Genomic DNA, 18,839 nt, shown 5'->3' with positions numbered 1-18,839 from the left:
AGAGACTACACAAACTCAAGGTCAGGGCTGTCATACGCAGCTTGGCAAACTGTTAACACATAATCGATATCACGATTCGTCATATCAGCACTTAACGAGAAACGAATAATGGCTTTATTCCTAGGTGTTGCTGGTCGACAAAACACAGAACCAAAGACATGTCTGTTTTCAAGAAAGTCTCTCACGCGCTCAGTGTTTTTTTCGCTACCACATTCCAGTGCTATAATTTGCGACTCACTACGAACCGTAAAACCAATGTTTTTCAGCCCTGTACGCAATATTTCCGCCACTTCAAAGAGCCGCTTTCGTTTATCATCAGAACGTTGAATGACGTCCAGCGTAGATTCTAGTCTGACGATTTCTTGTGGCAGTACCATCGAACTAAAAATGGCTGGAAATGACACGAAAGGCAGCGCTTGCATCAGTTTATCAGGGCCCATAATGGCACCCGCACGGTAAGCAAATGCCTTTGCAAGACTGGTGGTGATAAAATCCACGTCTTGCTCAAGCCCCAACTCCCTAACAAGGCCGGAACCTTCAGGGCCGTGCGTACCCAACGAATGGGATTCATCCACCACCAGCGCACAATCGAACTCTTTTGCCACTTCGTAGATGGCTTCAAGGGGTGCAACCGTGCCGATTGTACTGTAAACGGAGTCCACCAAAATAATACCCGCACCGTGACGCTTAATCTGCTTTCGCAGATGAGCAACGTTGTTGTGCATAAATGGGCGGATCTTCGCTCCGGAAATTCTCGCACCTTCCCACATCGACATATGCGCGAAGAAATCGATATACACCGGAGTTTCTGGGGCGCAAATGGTCTGTAGCAAGCCAATGTTCGCCGCCCAGCCAGACTGAGAAAGCACACAGCTTTCCATGCCAACATAGGAGGCGAGCCGTTTCTCGAGATCAGGTTTAGATGCCTCATCTTGTAAAAAGACCGCCGACATCACGACGTTCTCATCACTGTTCGAGATAGCTTGCATGTGAGCAGACTGAATTTCATCGTTCAAAGACAAAGCAAGATAATCATTGCTTTGCATCGTTACGGCGTCACGACTTGGTTTTTGACCCACAGGCAACGGAATGTTGTCGTTAAAGGGTTCAAACAAGTCTTGAACGAAGAAATTCAGGCGTTGTTCGATAAAAGAAGGGAGATCTTTGGTTCTCGGTTGATTGTGCATGGTCTAGCCTCTTCCTGTTATAGAAAAACGCTGGCATTGACGCGTATGCCATTAGTAGGCTGATTATGACCGATGTAACAATAGTGAGGTTTTGTAAGTTTGGGAATCTTTACAATTTAGCAAAATATTGACTAGATTCTCGGCTTGTTCAATGTCGCTATTTCAGGACGAAAAGCAGCGAGAATGCGGCTTATAGCCAACCTAGAATTCCTGACACAACATCGCTTGACTTCTTTCTCAATACTGCTAATCACCCGTTTTCGCTCACTATTTTTATGCATATCAACGCAAAAAAACGCGTCATTAACGCTGCAAGGGTGCCGATATAGGAGACAGGTGATTAAGTTATTAGGCAAAGAGAGGGTCGGGTTGCATAAGCCAATACCAACACATTCCGTGCCATTTAATGAACGTGTTATGAAAGGGCAAATTTTAAGCAAAACTTCGCCACCAAAGATCAACAGACTCTAACAATACTTCCCGTTTTTTGAGCGCGCTTCGTAATCAATGACACTGCCATTTTTGTCGAGTGAGAGCTCACAGCAATCCTGAAACAGCGCATTGATTTTTTCGCGGCTTTTTTGCAGACGAGATTTCAAGGTGGAGTAGTTAATGCCTTGTTCTTTCGCATACGCTTTTTGAGATTGTCCATTCAGTTCGATGGAAGTGAGCATCTCAGCATCTTCATGAGGAAGCGCTTGAATAAACGGAAGCAAGCATGACACGAGATCTTCGCGCACCTGTTCTTTCTCACGCTCAAACCACAAGTCATCTTGAGAAATACGCTTCGAACGCCCTTTCTCACGATAGAAATCGACAATGGCATTGTTGGCAATTTGGAACAGCCAGGATTTCACCTTGGTTCTGTCTTTCACTTCGTTGAGATGAAGGTAGGTTTTCAAAAGAATGTCTTGAAGAAGGTCGTCAACATCGTCGGGATTCGACACTTTTGCGTGGAGAAAGGCTTTTACGCTTGATTGATATTCATGCCAAACAGCTTCGATCGTCATCGTTTTACTCTTATTATTCGATAGCCGCGATATTCCGCGGCTATCGTTCAAAACCCAAACAACCTCAACATGCTTTTCAGTGAAAATTTGCTTGGGTAACTCTACTTAGAGGAATGCTAGTCGATAAGAGTAATAGAATCGAGTATCCCCTTACCGCTATGAATGCCGCCTTCATTTTCTTTTGCTGGCTTGCTGCGCACCAAATACCCAGCATAACCTTCGAAGTCAGTGACGGGTTTCCCGTCGAAATACGCGGTAAACAGGCCAATTTCACTGACAAGATCGTCCACCAGCGTTTGCTCACCGTTTCGCACAGCAACGGTTGGACGCTCACGTTCATGGGGATACAAACGCTGCATCAAGGCCCATGCATCATAATCTTCGGGTTTCAGCGTCGCTAACTTGGCTGAAATATCGTCACCAAACACGCAGTGACCACCGCCCTCGCCTTGGTTCTTTAGCACCCACTCGCGCTTTTCAGCATCGCGATTAAACCATGCAATCGCCTCCGCATGAATCGGCAACATATCTGCCAATACACTTTTGACCAGTGTGGCATTCTCTTCGCTCAATCCCCAATGCGTTAACTCTTGCGCGGTCATCATGGTGAGGATCATTTGCATGGTCTTGCTGGTGGCGAGTTGTTGGCCGACTGTCGCGTTCACTGCCACGTTATGCTGCTCAATGAACACACGCGTTTGGCTCAGGGTGTGACAGCAATTGGCTTCACGCAGTTCAGGCGCGAAATAATCAGAATATTGGTAGCCAGCGCGAAGGTATACCACATCCACCGCGCCAATGTCTTTCAAGATCAGGCGTTGGTTTTCACCTGTCGAAAGCTGCGACGAAAGTTGGTCAAAGGTTCGACGAACGGTGCGCACACCACGCTGCTGCAGCGCAACCTCCAGCAAATGTTGGTCGTACACATTGTCTTCGTGTTTCTGCACAACCATCAAGAAGGTGCGCTGTTCTTGTTGTCCAGTTGGCGTGCCATACGTTGCGCGAATGTCTTGCGCTGCCGTCGCAATGCCGTGCGCCAGTTGTTCCAAACATGCATTATCCGCAGGTATAGCCGCTGGCGATTCCACCCAATCGCGATATATCTCAGGCCACTGTCTACGCATGTAATCGTGCATTTCATTGGCACGTTGGCCAAATGGCCCCATGCCTGCAGCAATGCCGTTAAACTCGATCACTTTCGCGCCTTGTTGGCGATCATCCATGAAATCGGTACGCATCAGAAGCAAAGGCTTACGCAGCGCGGTTTTAGGCGCAGCTTCTGTGCCGTGGATCTGCGCGTGCATTTTCATCAAGCGACCAAAGAAGGGATCAGCGTTCGCCATGCTACTCAACGAAGACTGCAAGAAAGGCATGTCTTCTGACACCTTGCTGATAAGGTTTGTCAGCATCGGCGTCACTGTTTTCAAGTGCTCAAACACGCGACGTTTCATGGTCATCGGCGCAATGCTAAAAGGGCAATGGCGTGCAGTGGTGCCATCGCTGTTTTTTATGGCAACACCGTGCATGATTTGCCACTCGCAGACCTCATCAACGGTTTGTGTATTGAGGTATTGCTCTTCAACGCATTGCTTTTCGAGTATTGATGTCTTCATCATGTCTACCGTTTCACGTTTCACGCACGCATTTGTGCGTTGTTGAATACCGTTATGAAAGCCATTGGAAAGCGCACTCTCCGTGGCCTCATGCTGTTGCCAAACCGAGATGGGCATTTTCAGTTTCATGTTCTTCTTGTTCTTTCTGCGCGAGGTATAACTCGCGATATTCACCCGACTGCGAGACAAGCTCGTCGTGTGTACCTCGTTGAACAATCTTCCCTTTGCTCATCACCAAAATTTGGTCGGCATTCTTAATCGTTGATAACCGATGCGCGACTGCGATAAGCGTGCGTCCATGCTGAATATTCGATAGCGCGCTTTTTACTGCCTCTTCCGTTTCACTGTCAATATTTGCGGTCGCTTCATCCAACAAATAGATGTCAGGGCTGTGGGCAAACACCCTCGCTAAGGCAATAAGTTGTTTCTCGCCTACCGACAAAGACGCACCACCATGACCTGGATGATGCTCATACCCTTCAGGTAAGCGATCGATAAACCGTGAAGCATTTACGACAGTTGCCGCAGTCACCGCCGTTTCAACATTGGCACCTTGCGACAACAAATCGATGTTCTCGCGAACCGATCCGCTAAACATATAAGGGTCTTGTGACACCAACCCGAACAAGCGACGGATCTGCGCATCTGGCAATGCATCAATCGACTGCCCACCCACCAGAATTTCACCTTCTTGGTGCGGATAAAAACGCATCAGCAAGTTAACCACCGAGCTTTTCCCGCTGCCACTTGGGCCAACAATGGCGGTGAACTGACCGTTTTTAGCGACGAAACTCACTCCATCTAGTGCATTAACACCCTCTTCATACGCTAGTCGAACATCGTTGAACTCGATGTCTTTATCTCGCGCAAGTGGCAAGATTGGTGCGTTTTCTTGGTGATTATGTTGTGTAGGTTCATCAAGAATTTCGAAAATACGCGCAGATGACACCAAGGCGACCTGCATTTTCCGTAGCTCCATCGACAGTTGCCTGAACGGTTCGAAGAAACGTTCGATGTAGTTGAGGAAGGCGTAAAGCGTGCCGATTTCCACCACGGTTTGCAGCGATGCGCTGCCAAACCATGCCACGATACCCAGTGCCGTCAATGAGCCCACAAGGCGGGTAAACGGCAGCAACATGAGGCTATCTACCGCGATGGAACGGGTACGAAACCCAAACCATGCATCGTTGTCTTTTTCGAACCTGGCCTTGAAGGTATTTTCTTGTCGAAACGCCTGCACCAAGGACATGCCTTGCAGCGATTCACTGATGGTGTTGTTGATGTGGCTGATCTGTACACGAATACCATCAAATACTGGCGTGGAAACCTTGCGATAGATCTGCATGGTTGCCAGCAACACAGGAATCAGCGCCAAACTGATCAGCGCTAAACGCCAATCCAATAACGCAATGGCAATGAAAATACCGATAATACGCAAACTGCCCTGAACAATGGTCGGAAACGTCGAAACAAACAGGTCACGCAATGACTCAGTGTCGTTGGTGACATAAGAGACCATGCGCCCCGTCGACAAACGATCAAACGCCGCGATGGGCAGCCGGAGTACGTGGTCAAACAATTGCTTTCTAACGTCATTCACCACCAGTAAGGCACTGTGTTTGAACGAGAGCGATTGCAGGTATTGGAAACCCGCTTGCACCAGATACAGCGCCAACACTGCCGCGCTCAAATAGCCAAGGTGCTGCCATTCAAATTGCTGCGGCACAATCACTTCATCAATGATGACTTTTGCCAACCAAGGGATGGCCATTTCTGCGGTGACTGCCACCAGCAAGAATGAAAATGCCACTGCGAACCTTACTTTGTGGGGCAAAGTGTAGCGGACCAATCGCTTCATGGACTTACTCAACATGGCAGACTCCTTGGTGATTCTTCTCCGCAACCAATGGGTTTACCGTGTGAGATTTCAACTGAATATTCGCGTGTGCTTGTCGCTCATAGACCTTGGCATACCAACCGTCTGCCGCCATAAGATCGAGGTGGTTGCCGCGTTCAACGACCTTCCCCTGCTCTAACACGAGAATGTCATCCGCATGGCGAAGGTTAGGCAAACGTTGTGTCACCAGCAGCATGGATTTGTGGCTGAAGTGCATGCGCAAGTTATGCCTCACGAGCGATTCGGTTTTCATGTCGAGCGCGCTAAATGGGTCGTCGAGCAGCAAGATGTCGGCATCTGTCATCAATGCTCTTGCGAGCGCAATGCGTTGTTTCTGACCACCCGATAGGTTTGCGCCATTTTCGCTGAGCTGGGTATTGAAACCTTCTCTCATGGCGTCAATTTCCCCCTTAATGCCCGCCATTTCTGCCGCGAATGCAATCTCTTCATGGGTCGCATTTGGCTTTCCAAGGGCAATATTTTCCGCAATGGAACCAGAAAAAAGCATCGGCTTTTGTGGCACCCATGCCAGCCTGCCACGCAGTGCATCAAAGGTAAGCGTCTCGGTGTTCACCCCCGCAAGCGTTATCTCTGATTGAGGATCAGACAGACCATACTGACGCATGATCAGGCAGATCAACGTGCTCTTGCCCCCACCTGTTGGCCCGGTGACACCAATAAGCCCGCGAGCATGCAAGGTAAAGTGAATGTCTTCCAACACCTTGGTGTGCGAATAAGAAAAGGCGCGAATGTTGACCGCCAGTGTTGCGGCTTGACCAGAAGGCAGGGTTTTATTCCCTTCCACCACGTTCGGCTTTTGGGCAAACAAGGCTTCAAGGCGCTTCCACGAGGTATTCCCACGTTGGAACACGTTGAACTGCCAACCAAACTGCAAAAAAGGCCCAAGCAACTGCGTCAAGTACAAGGTGAAGCTGGTAAACAACCCCACCGTGATGGTGTTGTTGCTGATCAGCCAACCGCCGTACGCCAAGGTGATCACAAAGGACGTGCCGTAAATTAGCTGAATTGTCGGGCCAAATAACGCGTCGACTTTTGCCACAGCAATGTTTGCGTCTAAGGTTTCATCCAGTTTTTCGCCAAAACGTTGCTGCTGGCGCTGATTGATGCCGTGCGAGCGCACGGCGCGAATACCGGCAACGGTTTCTCGCACTTCTTCATTGAGGTGAGAGAAGGCTTGTTGTGCGCGACCAAAGTGTTTTTGCATGCCCGCGCCGTAGCGATTCGTCACAAACACCAGTAACGGAAAAGGTAACAACGCGACAGCCGTTAAATGGCCGCTGACCAAGAACACCATCCCGAAAATCACGGTAAAGCCCGCAATGAGCGAGTCTACCAAGGTCATGACACCATCACCCGCGGCGGTTTCGACTGCATTCAGATCATTGGTGGCGTGCGCCATCAAATCCCCCGCGCTGTGTTTGCCATAAAATGATGGCGACATGGCGGTGAAGTGCAAGAACAGATCGCGGCGGATCACGCGCGAGATCTCGACGGCTGCACCATACAACTGGCTATTCCACACATAGCGCAGCGCATACATCGCAATCGCTGCGACAAGAATGCCCGCAAGGTGTGAGAACAGAAACCGCCTCGTTAAGGTGTCGGCACTGATCGCATCAACAATGCGTCCAATAAGCCAAGGCGGTGCAAGGTTTAAGATTGCCACCGTCTGCAAGGCGACAAACGCAATCAAGTATCGGCGGGTAAATAGCTTCATGTACCCGCGCATTTTCCAAATAAGTTCCATGGGTTATCTATCTGTTAGTTGTCGCAGGATTAGCAATCACACGTCATGGCGGTTTTACGGCGCAAGAAGGCATCGAATGGCACATCGTCTGCCCTTTCCAGCGTCTCTTGATCGCGTAAAGATTTCGCCACCCACTGTTGCAGCTCAGCGCGTGTGTCATCAGACACCGAATGCGCGGTATGCGTTAGCATGTGTCCGTCGGATAAACGCTGAACCAGCGCGCGATAGCCAAGGCCTGTCGCACGCATGTCTGCCAGCAGCATGGCGGATGGCGTGAGTGAGGTGTCAGCGAACTTCTGGCGTTCCAATGACACGCTGAGAGAATATGCTTGCGTGTTAAACGCGGTATCAAACAGCGCAGCCACCTCTTTCATTGAAGCCAGCAAGGTCTGCCCCATGTCCGCCAAACGCTGCTCACCCTCAAGGGTTGGCAGCAGTACATCAGGTTTTCTACCCTGCGTGGCAACCTGCTCAACACGTTGCTGAATAATGGCGAACTCTTGCGGGGTCAACGATGGGCTTGACGACACGGCACAGTGCGTCAAAAACACATCGAGGAAATGACTCTGCATGTCGTTGATGCCCAGTGGCAAATACGGGTTGTTGTCGACTGTACGCAGCTCAACGTATTCCACGCCGTGTTGGCACATGGCGTCTAACGGGCGTAGCTCTGCACTGACCACTTTCGGACGTACCGAACTGTAAAGCTCGTTTTCGAGTTGCAACACTGACGCGTTTAACTGCTGGCTAGCGTCGAGATGGCGATACTTATCACTCGTCATTGCAAGCAGATCAGACACGCCCTTCAAATACGCCATCTTGCTGTCGTAATTGAGGGGATAGTTTGATTGCTCGCTATTGGTATAACCAAGATTGCTTAGACGCAGCGATGTTGCCCAAGGCAAATACAGGGTGTCATCCCCCATCGCCTCTAGGTGATGTTCGCGCCCGAGGACATAGCTTTTATCGACGGCGGGGGACGCGCCAAAGAGGAAAGGAATGATCCAACCGTGGCGAATCACATTGCGGATCATATGAAAATACTTTTCAGAGATAAAATCAGACAGTGTCTGCTCACTGTTCTCGTGTGCATGCAGCTGCTGCCAAAACACCTCTGGAAATGAAAAGTTATAGTGAATGCCGGAAATGGTTTGCATCCGTTTGCCATAACGGTTCGCCAGCCCTCGGCGGTATTTCATTTTCATCTGTGCGGCATTCGAGGTGCCATATTGTGCAATCGTAATATCGTCGTCGTTTGGCAATACTGGCGGCAAGCTACCCGCCCACAGCGTTTCACCCTGTGGCAATTCAGTCGCCACAAAGTGATGCAGCGACGCCAAGTGTTCAAACATCTTCAGTTTGTCGGTAAATGCCGGGGTAATAAGCTCCAGCTGCGCTTCGGCAAAGTCTGTGGTGATGAACGGATGAGTGAGCGCTGCGCCTAGTGATTTAGGGTGCGGGGTTTGGGCTAATGTGCCGCGCTTCGTGGTGCGAAGGGTTTCCTTTTCAATACCTCGGCGGATGCCTCCTAGCGTCCCTACCAAATCATGGTTTAATTTCATTGTCATTTTTCTTATATGTAGCAATAACTTAATAAAAATCGCCACACGCTATGCATGTGGCGTTTATTGTTTCTTTGCTTATAAGACGGAGTAGCGAGAAAAAAGACGACGGAAATTTGAAAAAAAGAGCAACACACGAAATCAGGCGTCACGCTTCATGACGCGCTCACACCCTAGCGTTATCGCAAAAATGGCCCGATAAACGTTAACGCTCGAATGATTTGGTCCGTGATCTTATCAACATGACCGCCTTCGAAGGTGGTATGCGTGATATTCAAACCATTTTCTTTCATGGTGGATACCATTTGCTCAAATTGTGTCAACACAGGCATGTCGAACACATCGTCTTCTTGCGTACCTATTTCGGTGTAAAACGGCAGTAAACCGACGTTTCTCGCGTGAGTTTTCGATAGCTGTGAAAGCCCAAGGGCTTCGAGCGCCGCCATTGCGTCCTTCATGTTGGTCGCAATAAAACTGGGGGCATTGTCTGCATTCGGGGCAACGCCACGTAGAATCGACAGATAGGCGATGATAAACCACGCTACATCTTCGTCATTGCAGTACCGACGTATTTGATCGCCAAAGAAATCTGCATGCTTTTGGTAGTCATGAGGAACAAGCATCATGGCGGCGGGGCTCAGAGCAGCAATGGCTTGATAGGTATTCGGAAAATGAAAGGCAATATTAAACGCGCCAAATCCCCCCATGGAGTGCCCAAACAATGCGCGTTTATCGCTACAGGCGCGATATCGGCTCTCTACTTCAGCGATAAGATCTCTCGCGACGTAGTCCATGGCGTTGCCAGATACATCTGAATTCAAGTACCAGCTTCCGAACAAAGAGTTTGTACCGTCAACTGCCACAAGGATCATCTCTTCCACCTCACCAGACTCAATGAGCGAATCCATGATCTCATTAAGCGCTGGCACGCCTTCAGCTTGCGTAAACCAACTTTCAGGTGAGGCATCATAGCCATGCAGGACGTAAACAATCGGGTAAAAACAATCAGGCGATGCTTCATAACTTGGCGGAAGGTAAACAACAATGTCGCGGTTCGCGGTTTCCCCTGCTGCATTATCAATCAGTGAAGGCGCTTGAAAAGAGAATCGCTCAATCACGCTCTTATTTGTATTAACATTCACAGAGGTAACGTGCTCTTCCCTCATTTGAATGATCGCTTCAACCTCTGAGCGCATGGCATACTCCTTATCCTTAGGCTAAATAAATATTTCAGCACACCACGTTTTAGCCTCGTATTTCGATTTGATTAAATGCGATGAAAGTAACAGTGAAACACACCACAGCACCATCACACATCAATGCCACTGATTGCATAGTAAAATATCATTTTTGTCTAATTTTTTACACTTTTTTTTAATGACTGTGTTTTGTGGATTTACCGTTGGTTATGCCATTTATTTTCCGTCCCAGCCAAAAATAATATTAACATGTTGTAAGAGTTCAATTAATTTACCCTCCAAAACCGATAAATTGCTCCATTTTAAATTCTCACTTATAAGACGTTAATTTTATATTTGAGTCACTCGTATCTTAAGCCTACTTTTTACGTTGAAGCACTGTGCGCTTTTTGAGCACTAGGGAAACGAGAAGAAGGTAAAAAGTATGGATGAGAAGCTTTTAGTTACTCAGGTACAGGGGCAAGCTTTTGCGGTATCGCCAGATGGTGGCACGCAAGAGATAGTAGCTGGCGATCAAATTGGTCGTGGAGATCTGTTAACTTCTCAACAAGGTAAAACCACATTCGTTGACACATCAGACAGTTCTGTTGCCCTCAACGGTGAAGTGGTTTTCATCGATGAAAACGGTGAAGACAAGGAACTTCAATTGCCCGAGGGTGTTGAAGGTATTGTTGAAGCCATTGCAAATGGCGAAGACCCTACTAGCCTAGACGGAAGCGATCCAGCAGCAGGGCAACCTGTTAGTCAATCGACCTTCTTTGCTGGCTTCGGTAATGAAGAAGACGATGTTGATGAAGAACAGGAATCCCTTCTCGAGTCTCTTTTCAACGACATCAACGATCTCAATCCCGATTTTAGTCTTTCTGCGAATCAATTCAATTCACTGGTAACTACCCGCTTTGATGCCTTCTCACCTTCTCGTCGCGCAGCAGTGAATAATGATGATCAGAATGACAATAATGCAGAACCTACCGTTGTTGAAGAAGAGCCCGTTTCTATCGCTGCGCTCAATCAAGCGCCGCCGGAAGATGACGCGCCAGTTCAAGACGCAGTAGACCCCACTGAAGCTGTGGAGCCCGAGATTCCACAACAAGAAGCACCGCCTGCCTTCGATAATGTCATTCAAGGCACTTCCGGCGATGATGCATTGGATGGCACACAACAAAGAGACAAAATCGTCGGCGGTAAAGGGGAAGATACCCTCAAAGGAGACGCCGGTGACGACATTATCAATGGTGGCCAAGGTGATGATCGCCTCTACGGGAATGCAGGTGAACCGGACAGCGCGCCTAGTTCAAACAACATTGATGCAGATCCGATAGAACTGGGTCACCAAACAAACAGTAGCTTGTTCACGCTTCAAGGTGATGGGGACGTAAACATCTCCATCTCCGATGTAGAAAGCGTCGCAGGGTACAAAAACAGCATGGGTTACTACCTGCTAGATGGTGATGGCAATGTCACTGAAGCGCAGGTACTCATTACCAACGCAAAAACTGCAGACAATATTGATATAAATATTTCGCCCTCTGGCGCAGAAACCCTTGGATTTTTCTTGGTGCCAAACGGTGGGAATAACGGATTTGAAGTGGGTGATGTCGAACTTGACTTAAGCCTCGCCCGCCCAACCGTCACTCAAAACGGGTCATCACTGGATGTTTATGTCTCTGACGATAACGCCAATGGTGACGGCGAGGACCACGAGAACTTTGATGGTACCCGCTCTCGTTGGGAAGACCTGTGGGATTTGGGAGACGCAAACTACAACGATGTTACGTTCGATCTCAATGTCACACAAAACCCCGTCATTGACGACAGTAATAGCGACAATGACACCATCCGCGGCGGTCGTGGCGACGACGTGATCTTTGGCGATGACGGCGACAACGCAACACGCGGCGAAAGCACGCTGACAAACGGCGAGTTTGAAGCGTGGGGTAATGATGCAGGCAACCGCTGGGGGCTCTTTCAAGACGATCAAGTGGAAGGCTGGAGCACACCAGACAACGTTCGCATGGAATTCCAACAAGGCAGCTTTGGTGGTGGCCCACAAAACAGCACATCAAACACTGTGATGGAGCTGGATTCGACGGCGAATGCGACCGTTCAACAAACCGTTGATGTATCGGGCATTTCTGCAGATTCAACCTCCCCCCTTTCTTTGAGCTTTGATTACGCGAACCGCTATCGCGGTGGCAACACAGAGACAAGCCAATTCTCGGTTGAAGTAGAAGACAATGAAGGCAATGTCCTTTATTCCCAATTTTTCGATAACACCCAATCAAATGAAAGCTTCCATTCTTTTGAAGCCTTATTTGTTGTGCCTGAAGGCACAGAAAGCCTCACCGTCACGTTCAAAGGCGAGGGACAATCAGACAGCTACGGCGCGCTGATTGACCAAGTTTCGCTGGCTGAAGTCTACGAAACCGTGGAAATCGACGGCGTTGTCTACGAGTTTACTGGCCATGCCGACACCCTCTACGGAAACCAAGGTGATGACAAAATCTTTGGTGAATCCGGTGATGATCGCCTGTTCGGTGGCCGAGGTGCTGATGACCTCAACGGGGGTACCGGTAACGATATTCTGCACGGCGGTAAAGGGAACGATGAACTCCACGGCAATGAAGGCGATGATCTCCTTAAAGGCGGACGCGGCGCAGATGAATTGCAAGGCGGCCTCGGGGACGATGTGCTGCGAGGTAACCAAGGCAGCGACATGCTTTATGGCGCAGAAGGGGAAGACAGCCTGCACGGCGGCCGAGGCGCAGACCGACTTTACGGCGGTGACGACAACGATGTTCTCCATGGCGGTCAAGGCGATGATTATGTCAAAGGCGACGACGGGGATGACACACTCTTCGGCGGACGCGGTAATGATGAGCTTCGTGGCAGCGACGGTAATGACACCCTAAACGGTGGACGTGGTGCTGATTTGCTTCGCGGTGAAGAAGGCCAAGATACCCTCAACGGCGGTCGTGGCGCTGATGAACTACAAGGCGGCGATGGCAACGATATTCTGCATGGCAATCAAGGCCAAGACTCACTCTACGGCGGCTCAGGTGAAGACATCCTTAATGGCGGCATCGGCGCTGACCGTTTGTTTGGTGGTGATGACAACGATGTTGTGAAAGGCGGTAAAGGCAATGATTACCTCAAAGGCGATGCGGGCGATGACATGCTTTACGGCGGTCGCGGCAGCGATGAACTAAAAGGTGGTACAGGCCAAGATACGCTCAACGGTGGCCTGGGCAACGACCTGCTTAAAGGTGAGGAAGGTGACGACACCCTACTCGGCGGTAAAGGGAACGATAACCTCGACGGTGGTATCGGTAACGACGTGCTCAATGGTGGAAAAGGCGCTGACATCCTTCACGGTGATGAAGGCGATGATACCTTGCTTGGCGGCTTAGGTGCTGATGAGCTTCAAGGCGGTGTTGGCAATGACACGTTGAAAGGTAACCGAGGAAACGATGAGCTTTATGGCGCCGCAGGCGAAGATAACTTAAAAGGTGGCCTTGGTGCTGACCGTCTGTTTGGCGGCGACGATAACGACGTCGTTCATGGCGGGAAAGGCAATGACTATGTGAAAGGCGATGCGGGCGACGACATGCTCTACGGCGGTCGCGGCAGTGATGAACTGAAAGGTGGTACAGGCCAAGATACGCTCAACGGTGGCTTAGGCAACGACCTGCTCAAAGGCGAGGAAGGTGACGACACACTCTTTGGCGGCAAAGGGAATGACAACCTCGATGGCGGTATCGGTAACGACGTTCTCAACGGTGGAAGAGGCGCCGATGTTCTCCACGGCGATGCGGGCGACGATACACTGTTAGGTGGCCGGGGTAACGATGAATTACAAGGCGGCACCGGTGATGACACTCTTAACGGTGGCAGAGGTAACGACGAAGTATATGGCGCATCGGGCGAAGATACGCTCCATGGTGGCATAGGCAACGACCGTTTATTTGGCGGCGATGACAACGACGTTGTGCGCGGCGGTAAAGGCAGTGATTACGTCAAAGGTGACGCAGGTGACGACATGCTCTATGGCGGTCGTGGCAATGATGAACTCAAAGGTGGCACTGGCCAAGATACCTTAAATGGTGGCCGAGGTGCTGACTTGATTCATGGTGATGAAGGCAACGACACCCTCAATGGCGGTCTCGGTGCAGATGAATTACAAGGCGGCACTGGTGATGACGTTCTTCACGGTAACGATGGAAATGACGCACTCTACGGCGCAGAAGATAATGACCTTCTCATGGGGGGCAGAGGCGATGACCTGCTTTATGGCGGTATCGGCAATGACACGCAAATAGGCGGACAAGGCAACGATAGCCTTTGGGGCGACATCGGTAATGACAACTTAGACGGCGGTCTAGGTGATGATTTGATATACGGCGGCGTTGGTAACGATATCGTCAATGGTGGCGACGGCGCAGACACCCTGTACGGCAGCAACGGCAATGACTCTATCAACGGTGGTGACGGCAACGATACCCTTTATGGCGGTAACGATAATGACATTCTATCCGGCGGCTTAGGCGATGATGACCTGAACGGCGGCAGCGGTGATGACATTATGGTTGGTGGCAAAGGTAACGATAACCTTTACGGCAGCAGCGGCAGCGACGTGGTTTACGGTGGTGAAGGTAACAACACCATTACCCTAGGCAGCGGCAATAATGTGGTGCTGTTCGATGGTAAAGGGAATGACACCGTTGCAGACTTCAGCGTCCGCGATGATAAAATCTCGTTGCCTCGATCAGTCGGTGCTTTCACGCTTGCGGGGTTGACACTCACGCAAGATGGGTTAGACACCTTGATTACATTGGGCAGCAATACGCTGCGCTTAGTTGATGTCGCAGTGGATGATCTTGATGAAAGCAACTTTGATTTTGTGTCAGAAGAAGACTTCAACGATTTGATTGCCCAATCAGGTGCGCTCTCTTTTGAAGAACATGCCATTGTTTCACAAGTAGACGACAACTTCCTTGCGACGGGGGCCCTACTCTCTGAAGCGGACATGATTGGCCATTGGCACATCGAGTCTATCAACATTGATGGCACCGTTTACGAAATGCCGGAATCAACCGTGGTGATCGAAACCGACAAAGGTGAACTCACCATCTTTGGACGCGACGACCCACGTCACGCAGAAGGTGAATACGCTTATCATTTGATCGATGATGCGATTGCGGACGATCAAGTTGAGCATTTTGACCTCGTCTTAGTGAACGATCTTGGTGAGCACGCAGACAGCACACTAGACATTAAAGCTGGCGAAGATGTCGATAAAGACCTTCAAGCGCTGGTAGATGATAATGAGCTTCTCGGCACTGAAGGCAATAACCTGCTCGTTGGCGACGAAGACAATAACGTCATTCGTGGCGAAGAAGGCAACGACGGCCTCTACGGTAGCCTGGGTGATGATGACATCGATGGTGGTTTGGGCAGTGACCTCATCGTTGGTGGTGCAGGGTCTGACACTCTCACTGGTGGCGAAGGTTCAGATACTTTTGCTTTCCTTCAGGGTGATGCAGCGCCATTGACTATCGACACCATCACAGATTACTCGCCATCAATGGATGTGCTGGATTTCACCGATGTCCTTGATGGCATCCAGAATGAAAGTATTGGTGACTATCTTGTATCTCTCGAAGACAACGACGAAAACGAAGCCATTCTTTCTATCTCAACAGATGGCGACGTGATCGACCAGCAAATCGTGTTCAGTAACACCTCGGTGTCTGAGCTGGCAGAAAACCTTGGAATGGCGGGAACATCATCCGGCTCCGACGTTATCTCAACCATGTTGGAAGAGAGTCGCATACTCATCAGCGTCGATTAACCTGAGACAGTAATGTATGCTGAAAGGCCTGTATCTTCAGGCCTTTTTCTTGTTTCCTCATTCCCATACTCTCTCTTCTCTCTTCTCTCTTCTCTCTTCTCTCTTCTCTCTTCTCTCTTCTCTCTTCTCTCTTCTCTCTTCTCAGGTTGCGCTTCGGCCCTTCCTCACCGTCCATCTATTTTCACAGTTTAATTAAAAAAAACATACAACACCTTTTATTGGCACAGCGCTTGAATTGTATCAATGGATAAGAGCAATTTTACGCAATTCACCCTTGGATAAGTGCAAATTGAAAATCTCTCTTCAAATTTAATTTCATTTTGAAACCAGACAGCTACGCACATCACATTTAGGAGATCACAATGAAAACATATTATCGAGCCCTTGGTTTTGTCACTTTACTGGCGTGTTCGACAGCGGCCTATGCAGTGCCTGATGCCGTTTGTGGAAACGGTAAACATGTCGGTAATCCACACTGTGCCTCAAGTTCTAGTGCTCCAATGGGCGATTTTGGCGCAAGTGCTATTAGTTCGGGTGTATTACTTCTTGCAGGCGCAGTTGGCTTTGTATTACAGCGCAGAAAAGCCAAGGTTTCACATGCTGATAACACAGCGGCCTAGTCTCTAAACAGACCTGACGGTGATAAGAATGAAAGCCCAGAATCGCAATGGCAAAACCCTTTTCTTTACCGAAACCGTTTATGTTTTTTTGGCCTTGCTAACGGTCGCGAATGGGCTCTCTTACAATCTCATTCTTTGGGTTAACGGAGAATCCAACGACCCCCTCCCCGCCGTCTTGATTGTCTCGTTGTTTACCATTATGTGTCTTCACTGGAAGCGGGGGAAAGACAGCCACAACCCAGATAATGTTATCGTTCCCTGTCTCGTTCTCTCACTTGCTTGTCTGATTCCTAGCACCTTGGTGGCATGGGTCGGTTTAGCGTTTGCATCAGTATGGCGCATCTACTTCTGTCAACAAGCCAAACCGCAGCACCTTCTATGGCTGATGATTGCTGGCAGTTTTATCTGGAAATCCTGTCTTTTCAAAATCACATCATCTTCAATACTAGATGCTGAGACTTGGCTCATTGGGTCTGCGCTTTCGCTACTTTATGACGGGCTCATTATCAACGGAAATCACCTTCTTTTTACCGGAAACCATGATCTTTCCATCGGCATTGGCTGTTCATGTTTTTCCAATGTTGCTTTCGTCATGCTGGGATGGGTGTCTTTGTTCTTTTTGAAAGGCGGACAGTCCATTCGCCCACTTTGGCCAATCGCCATCATTGTTCTATTGATGTCACTGAACATCGTGCGCATCGGCATAATGGCAATAAGTTACGACATTTACCTGGTTGTCCATGAAGGTGTCGGGCTCGAAGTTTACAATGTATTGCTCACCCTAATTGCCGCATCTGCTTTGCTGTTCAGTGACAAAAAAACGCCAATAAATGCTGCTAGGGAGGCATAACATGATGCGAACCCACTTCGTTTGTATTTTCCTGTTCATCCTCATCGCCACAGTGAGTCTTGGTCAAAAGGTGGCTCGCTATACGAGCACTGCCTCTATCACGCAACATGAAAAAACAGAGACACACTTCTTAGAGACCGTAGCAAGTTCAGGCTGGACACTTGATCTAAAAGCAGCATTAAACACCAATAACAGCAGCTATGTGTATGTGCTCTCACGAGCCCAATGCCACCAGGAAATATTGGTTAATATTTTGGGTAAGGACGCGAGCGATAACATGCTACTCGCACAGTACCTTAATAAGAATGACATCCAATACTTCCTAGACGGAGAACCAATAAATTCAATGCTCACAGCTCATGCATATACGGCAAGATTGAAATATAGCGTCGAAGGTTTGCTGTCTCCAGATACAGCTACCCCTCCCCTATTTTTAGCGGTATCAGGCCCAGTGAATGACAAAGGCTGCGCCATCAATGTACGAAAGAAGATCGCAAAACAAGAGAGCGTCCAGCATTCAACGTCTTCGTAAACATTTCTGTTCGTGGTGTTCAAATCGTCAGCAGTCATCGTCAGATACAGTGATATGAGTCTCAAATATAGGGCGTTGGCCTATTTTTCAGCGTCACGCTACGTAGGGTGAAGTCATCCGAATCTGTTCACCGAACCAAGGAAGGCGACATGGCAGACCAAGAAAACAAACTATTTTGTAACGAGTGTGCGTGTATGACTTCGCACCAACGTATCGACCTAGAGCCACTGAAAGCGGACGCAAACAGCACGCTTTTCCACCGCGCAACCATCGTAATATCGAACTCCATCGATGTGATGCTTGGATCTTCTTACCAACAATGTGACCACTGCGGTTCAACATTTGGTTATCCTGAAAGTGGCGGCGGTTTTTAATACGGCCTAAGCACTAAGAAATGATTGTTTAATAGGGGCAGTGTCTAAAGACGCTGCCTCTTTTTTGTCTGTTTTTCCGTCTGTCTGCGGATGTCACTCATCGGTTTATATCGAACCAACCGTTTAGTATCACACCAACTCGCAGCTGCTACACCTAAAAGCGATACGTCCTTCACTGTCACGATGCGCTTTTTGTCACGACTGGCAAAATCAGAGGCATGGCTGGGGGGTTGTGGTCAACCGCCCTGTCGATATTGGCCTTTGGTGCGCCCCTTTCCTACTCACTCATTGGCGGAGCGCTTGGACGGCAAATCGAACACCCCCGTTACTTTGCGTATTTCACTCGGGTGATGGCGGTACTGTTGGCATACGTTGC

General features: G+C 49.1%; 12 protein-coding genes. 5 read left to right on the top strand and 7 right to left on the bottom strand.

Going from position 1 to position 18,839, the window contains the following annotated elements:
• Positions 1-5: 5 nt before the first annotated feature.
• The 7 genes from cqsA to BM082_RS00300 all read right to left on the bottom strand — a co-directional run bounded on the left by cqsA (position 6) and on the right by BM082_RS00300 (position 10,233).
• Entirely contained in the window at positions 6-1,187 is a 1,182-nt protein-coding gene (gene cqsA, locus BM082_RS00330) for an alpha-hydroxyketone-type quorum-sensing autoinducer synthase (RefSeq protein WP_017008392.1), read from the bottom strand.
• A gap of 467 nt (positions 1,188-1,654) precedes the next feature.
• Positions 1,655-2,197 carry an RNA polymerase sigma factor SigZ gene (gene sigZ, locus BM082_RS00325; RefSeq protein WP_017008393.1) on the bottom strand — a complete coding sequence of 181 codons (543 nt, stop codon included), beginning with the start codon at positions 2,195-2,197 and terminating at the stop codon, positions 1,655-1,657.
• A gap of 116 nt (positions 2,198-2,313) precedes the next feature.
• Positions 2,314-3,810 carry a glutathione synthase gene (locus BM082_RS00320; protein WP_208862509.1) on the bottom strand — a complete coding sequence of 499 codons (1,497 nt, stop codon included), beginning with the start codon at positions 3,808-3,810 and terminating at the stop codon, positions 2,314-2,316.
• A gap of 88 nt (positions 3,811-3,898) precedes the next feature.
• Entirely contained in the window at positions 3,899-5,683 is a 1,785-nt protein-coding gene (locus tag BM082_RS00315; RefSeq protein WP_017008395.1) for an ABC transporter ATP-binding protein, read from the bottom strand.
• Positions 5,673-7,475, bottom strand: coding sequence for an ABC transporter ATP-binding protein (locus tag BM082_RS00310; protein ID WP_017015359.1), 1,803 nt, complete (start codon positions 7,473-7,475; stop codon positions 5,673-5,675). The genes BM082_RS00315 and BM082_RS00310 overlap by 11 nt, the downstream gene beginning before the upstream one ends.
• Positions 7,476-7,504: 29 nt before the next feature.
• On the bottom strand, positions 7,505-9,037 hold the full coding sequence (gene gshA, locus BM082_RS00305; protein WP_074924804.1) for a glutamate--cysteine ligase: 1,533 nt from the start codon (positions 9,035-9,037) through the stop codon (positions 7,505-7,507).
• A 179-nt stretch (positions 9,038-9,216) separates the two neighbouring features.
• Positions 9,217-10,233, bottom strand: coding sequence for an alpha/beta hydrolase (locus BM082_RS00300; protein WP_074924801.1), 1,017 nt, complete (start codon positions 10,231-10,233; stop codon positions 9,217-9,219).
• A 427-nt stretch (positions 10,234-10,660) separates the two neighbouring features.
• Between BM082_RS00300 and BM082_RS25405 the strand changes: the two genes are divergently transcribed.
• From BM082_RS25405 to BM082_RS00275, 5 genes are all read left to right on the top strand, one after another.
• On the top strand, positions 10,661-16,087 hold the full coding sequence (locus BM082_RS25405; protein ID WP_074924798.1) for a DUF4114 domain-containing protein: 5,427 nt from the start codon (positions 10,661-10,663) through the stop codon (positions 16,085-16,087).
• A gap of 362 nt (positions 16,088-16,449) precedes the next feature.
• The gene (locus BM082_RS00290; RefSeq protein ID WP_017008401.1) at positions 16,450-16,707 is read left to right on the top strand and encodes a hypothetical protein; all 258 of its coding nucleotides are present in this window, start codon (positions 16,450-16,452) and stop codon (positions 16,705-16,707) included.
• Between the two features lie 28 nt (positions 16,708-16,735).
• A complete protein-coding gene (locus BM082_RS00285; RefSeq protein ID WP_017008402.1) occupies positions 16,736-17,557 on the top strand; it encodes a hypothetical protein in 822 nt (273 codons plus the stop codon).
• A gap of 1 nt (position 17,558) precedes the next feature.
• The gene (locus BM082_RS00280) at positions 17,559-18,089 is read left to right on the top strand and encodes a hypothetical protein (RefSeq protein ID WP_017015354.1); all 531 of its coding nucleotides are present in this window, start codon (positions 17,559-17,561) and stop codon (positions 18,087-18,089) included.
• Between the two features lie 149 nt (positions 18,090-18,238).
• Positions 18,239-18,463, top strand: coding sequence for a hypothetical protein (locus BM082_RS00275; protein ID WP_017008404.1), 225 nt, complete (start codon positions 18,239-18,241; stop codon positions 18,461-18,463).
• Positions 18,464-18,839 lie beyond the last annotated feature (376 nt).

The sequence above is a fragment of the Enterovibrio norvegicus DSM 15893 genome (genome assembly GCF_900115495.1).
GTDB lineage: Bacteria > Pseudomonadota > Gammaproteobacteria > Enterobacterales > Vibrionaceae > Enterovibrio > Enterovibrio norvegicus.
This window is presented reverse-complemented; position numbering and strand designations above follow the sequence as displayed.

Excerpts from the sequence above, each read along its gene's own strand:
- cqsA (WP_017008392.1), bottom strand. The coding sequence starts at position 1,187 with ATGCACAATCAACCGAGAACCAAAGATCTCCCTTCTTTTATCGAACAA.
- sigZ (WP_017008393.1), bottom strand. The coding sequence starts at position 2,197 with ATGACGATCGAAGCTGTTTGGCATGAATATCAATCAAGCGTAAAAGCC.
- BM082_RS00320 (WP_208862509.1), bottom strand. The coding sequence starts at position 3,810 with ATGAAGACATCAATACTCGAAAAGCAATGCGTTGAAGAGCAATACCTC.
- BM082_RS00315 (WP_017008395.1), bottom strand. The coding sequence starts at position 5,683 with ATGTTGAGTAAGTCCATGAAGCGATTGGTCCGCTACACTTTGCCCCAC.
- BM082_RS00310 (WP_017015359.1), bottom strand. The coding sequence starts at position 7,475 with ATGGAACTTATTTGGAAAATGCGCGGGTACATGAAGCTATTTACCCGC.
- gshA (WP_074924804.1), bottom strand. The coding sequence starts at position 9,037 with ATGAAATTAAACCATGATTTGGTAGGGACGCTAGGAGGCATCCGCCGA.
- BM082_RS00300 (WP_074924801.1), bottom strand. The coding sequence starts at position 10,233 with ATGCGCTCAGAGGTTGAAGCGATCATTCAAATGAGGGAAGAGCACGTT.
- BM082_RS25405 (WP_074924798.1), top strand. The coding sequence starts at position 10,661 with ATGGATGAGAAGCTTTTAGTTACTCAGGTACAGGGGCAAGCTTTTGCG.
- BM082_RS00290 (WP_017008401.1), top strand. The coding sequence starts at position 16,450 with ATGAAAACATATTATCGAGCCCTTGGTTTTGTCACTTTACTGGCGTGT.
- BM082_RS00285 (WP_017008402.1), top strand. The coding sequence starts at position 16,736 with ATGAAAGCCCAGAATCGCAATGGCAAAACCCTTTTCTTTACCGAAACC.
- BM082_RS00280 (WP_017015354.1), top strand. The coding sequence starts at position 17,559 with ATGATGCGAACCCACTTCGTTTGTATTTTCCTGTTCATCCTCATCGCC.
- BM082_RS00275 (WP_017008404.1), top strand. The coding sequence starts at position 18,239 with ATGGCAGACCAAGAAAACAAACTATTTTGTAACGAGTGTGCGTGTATG.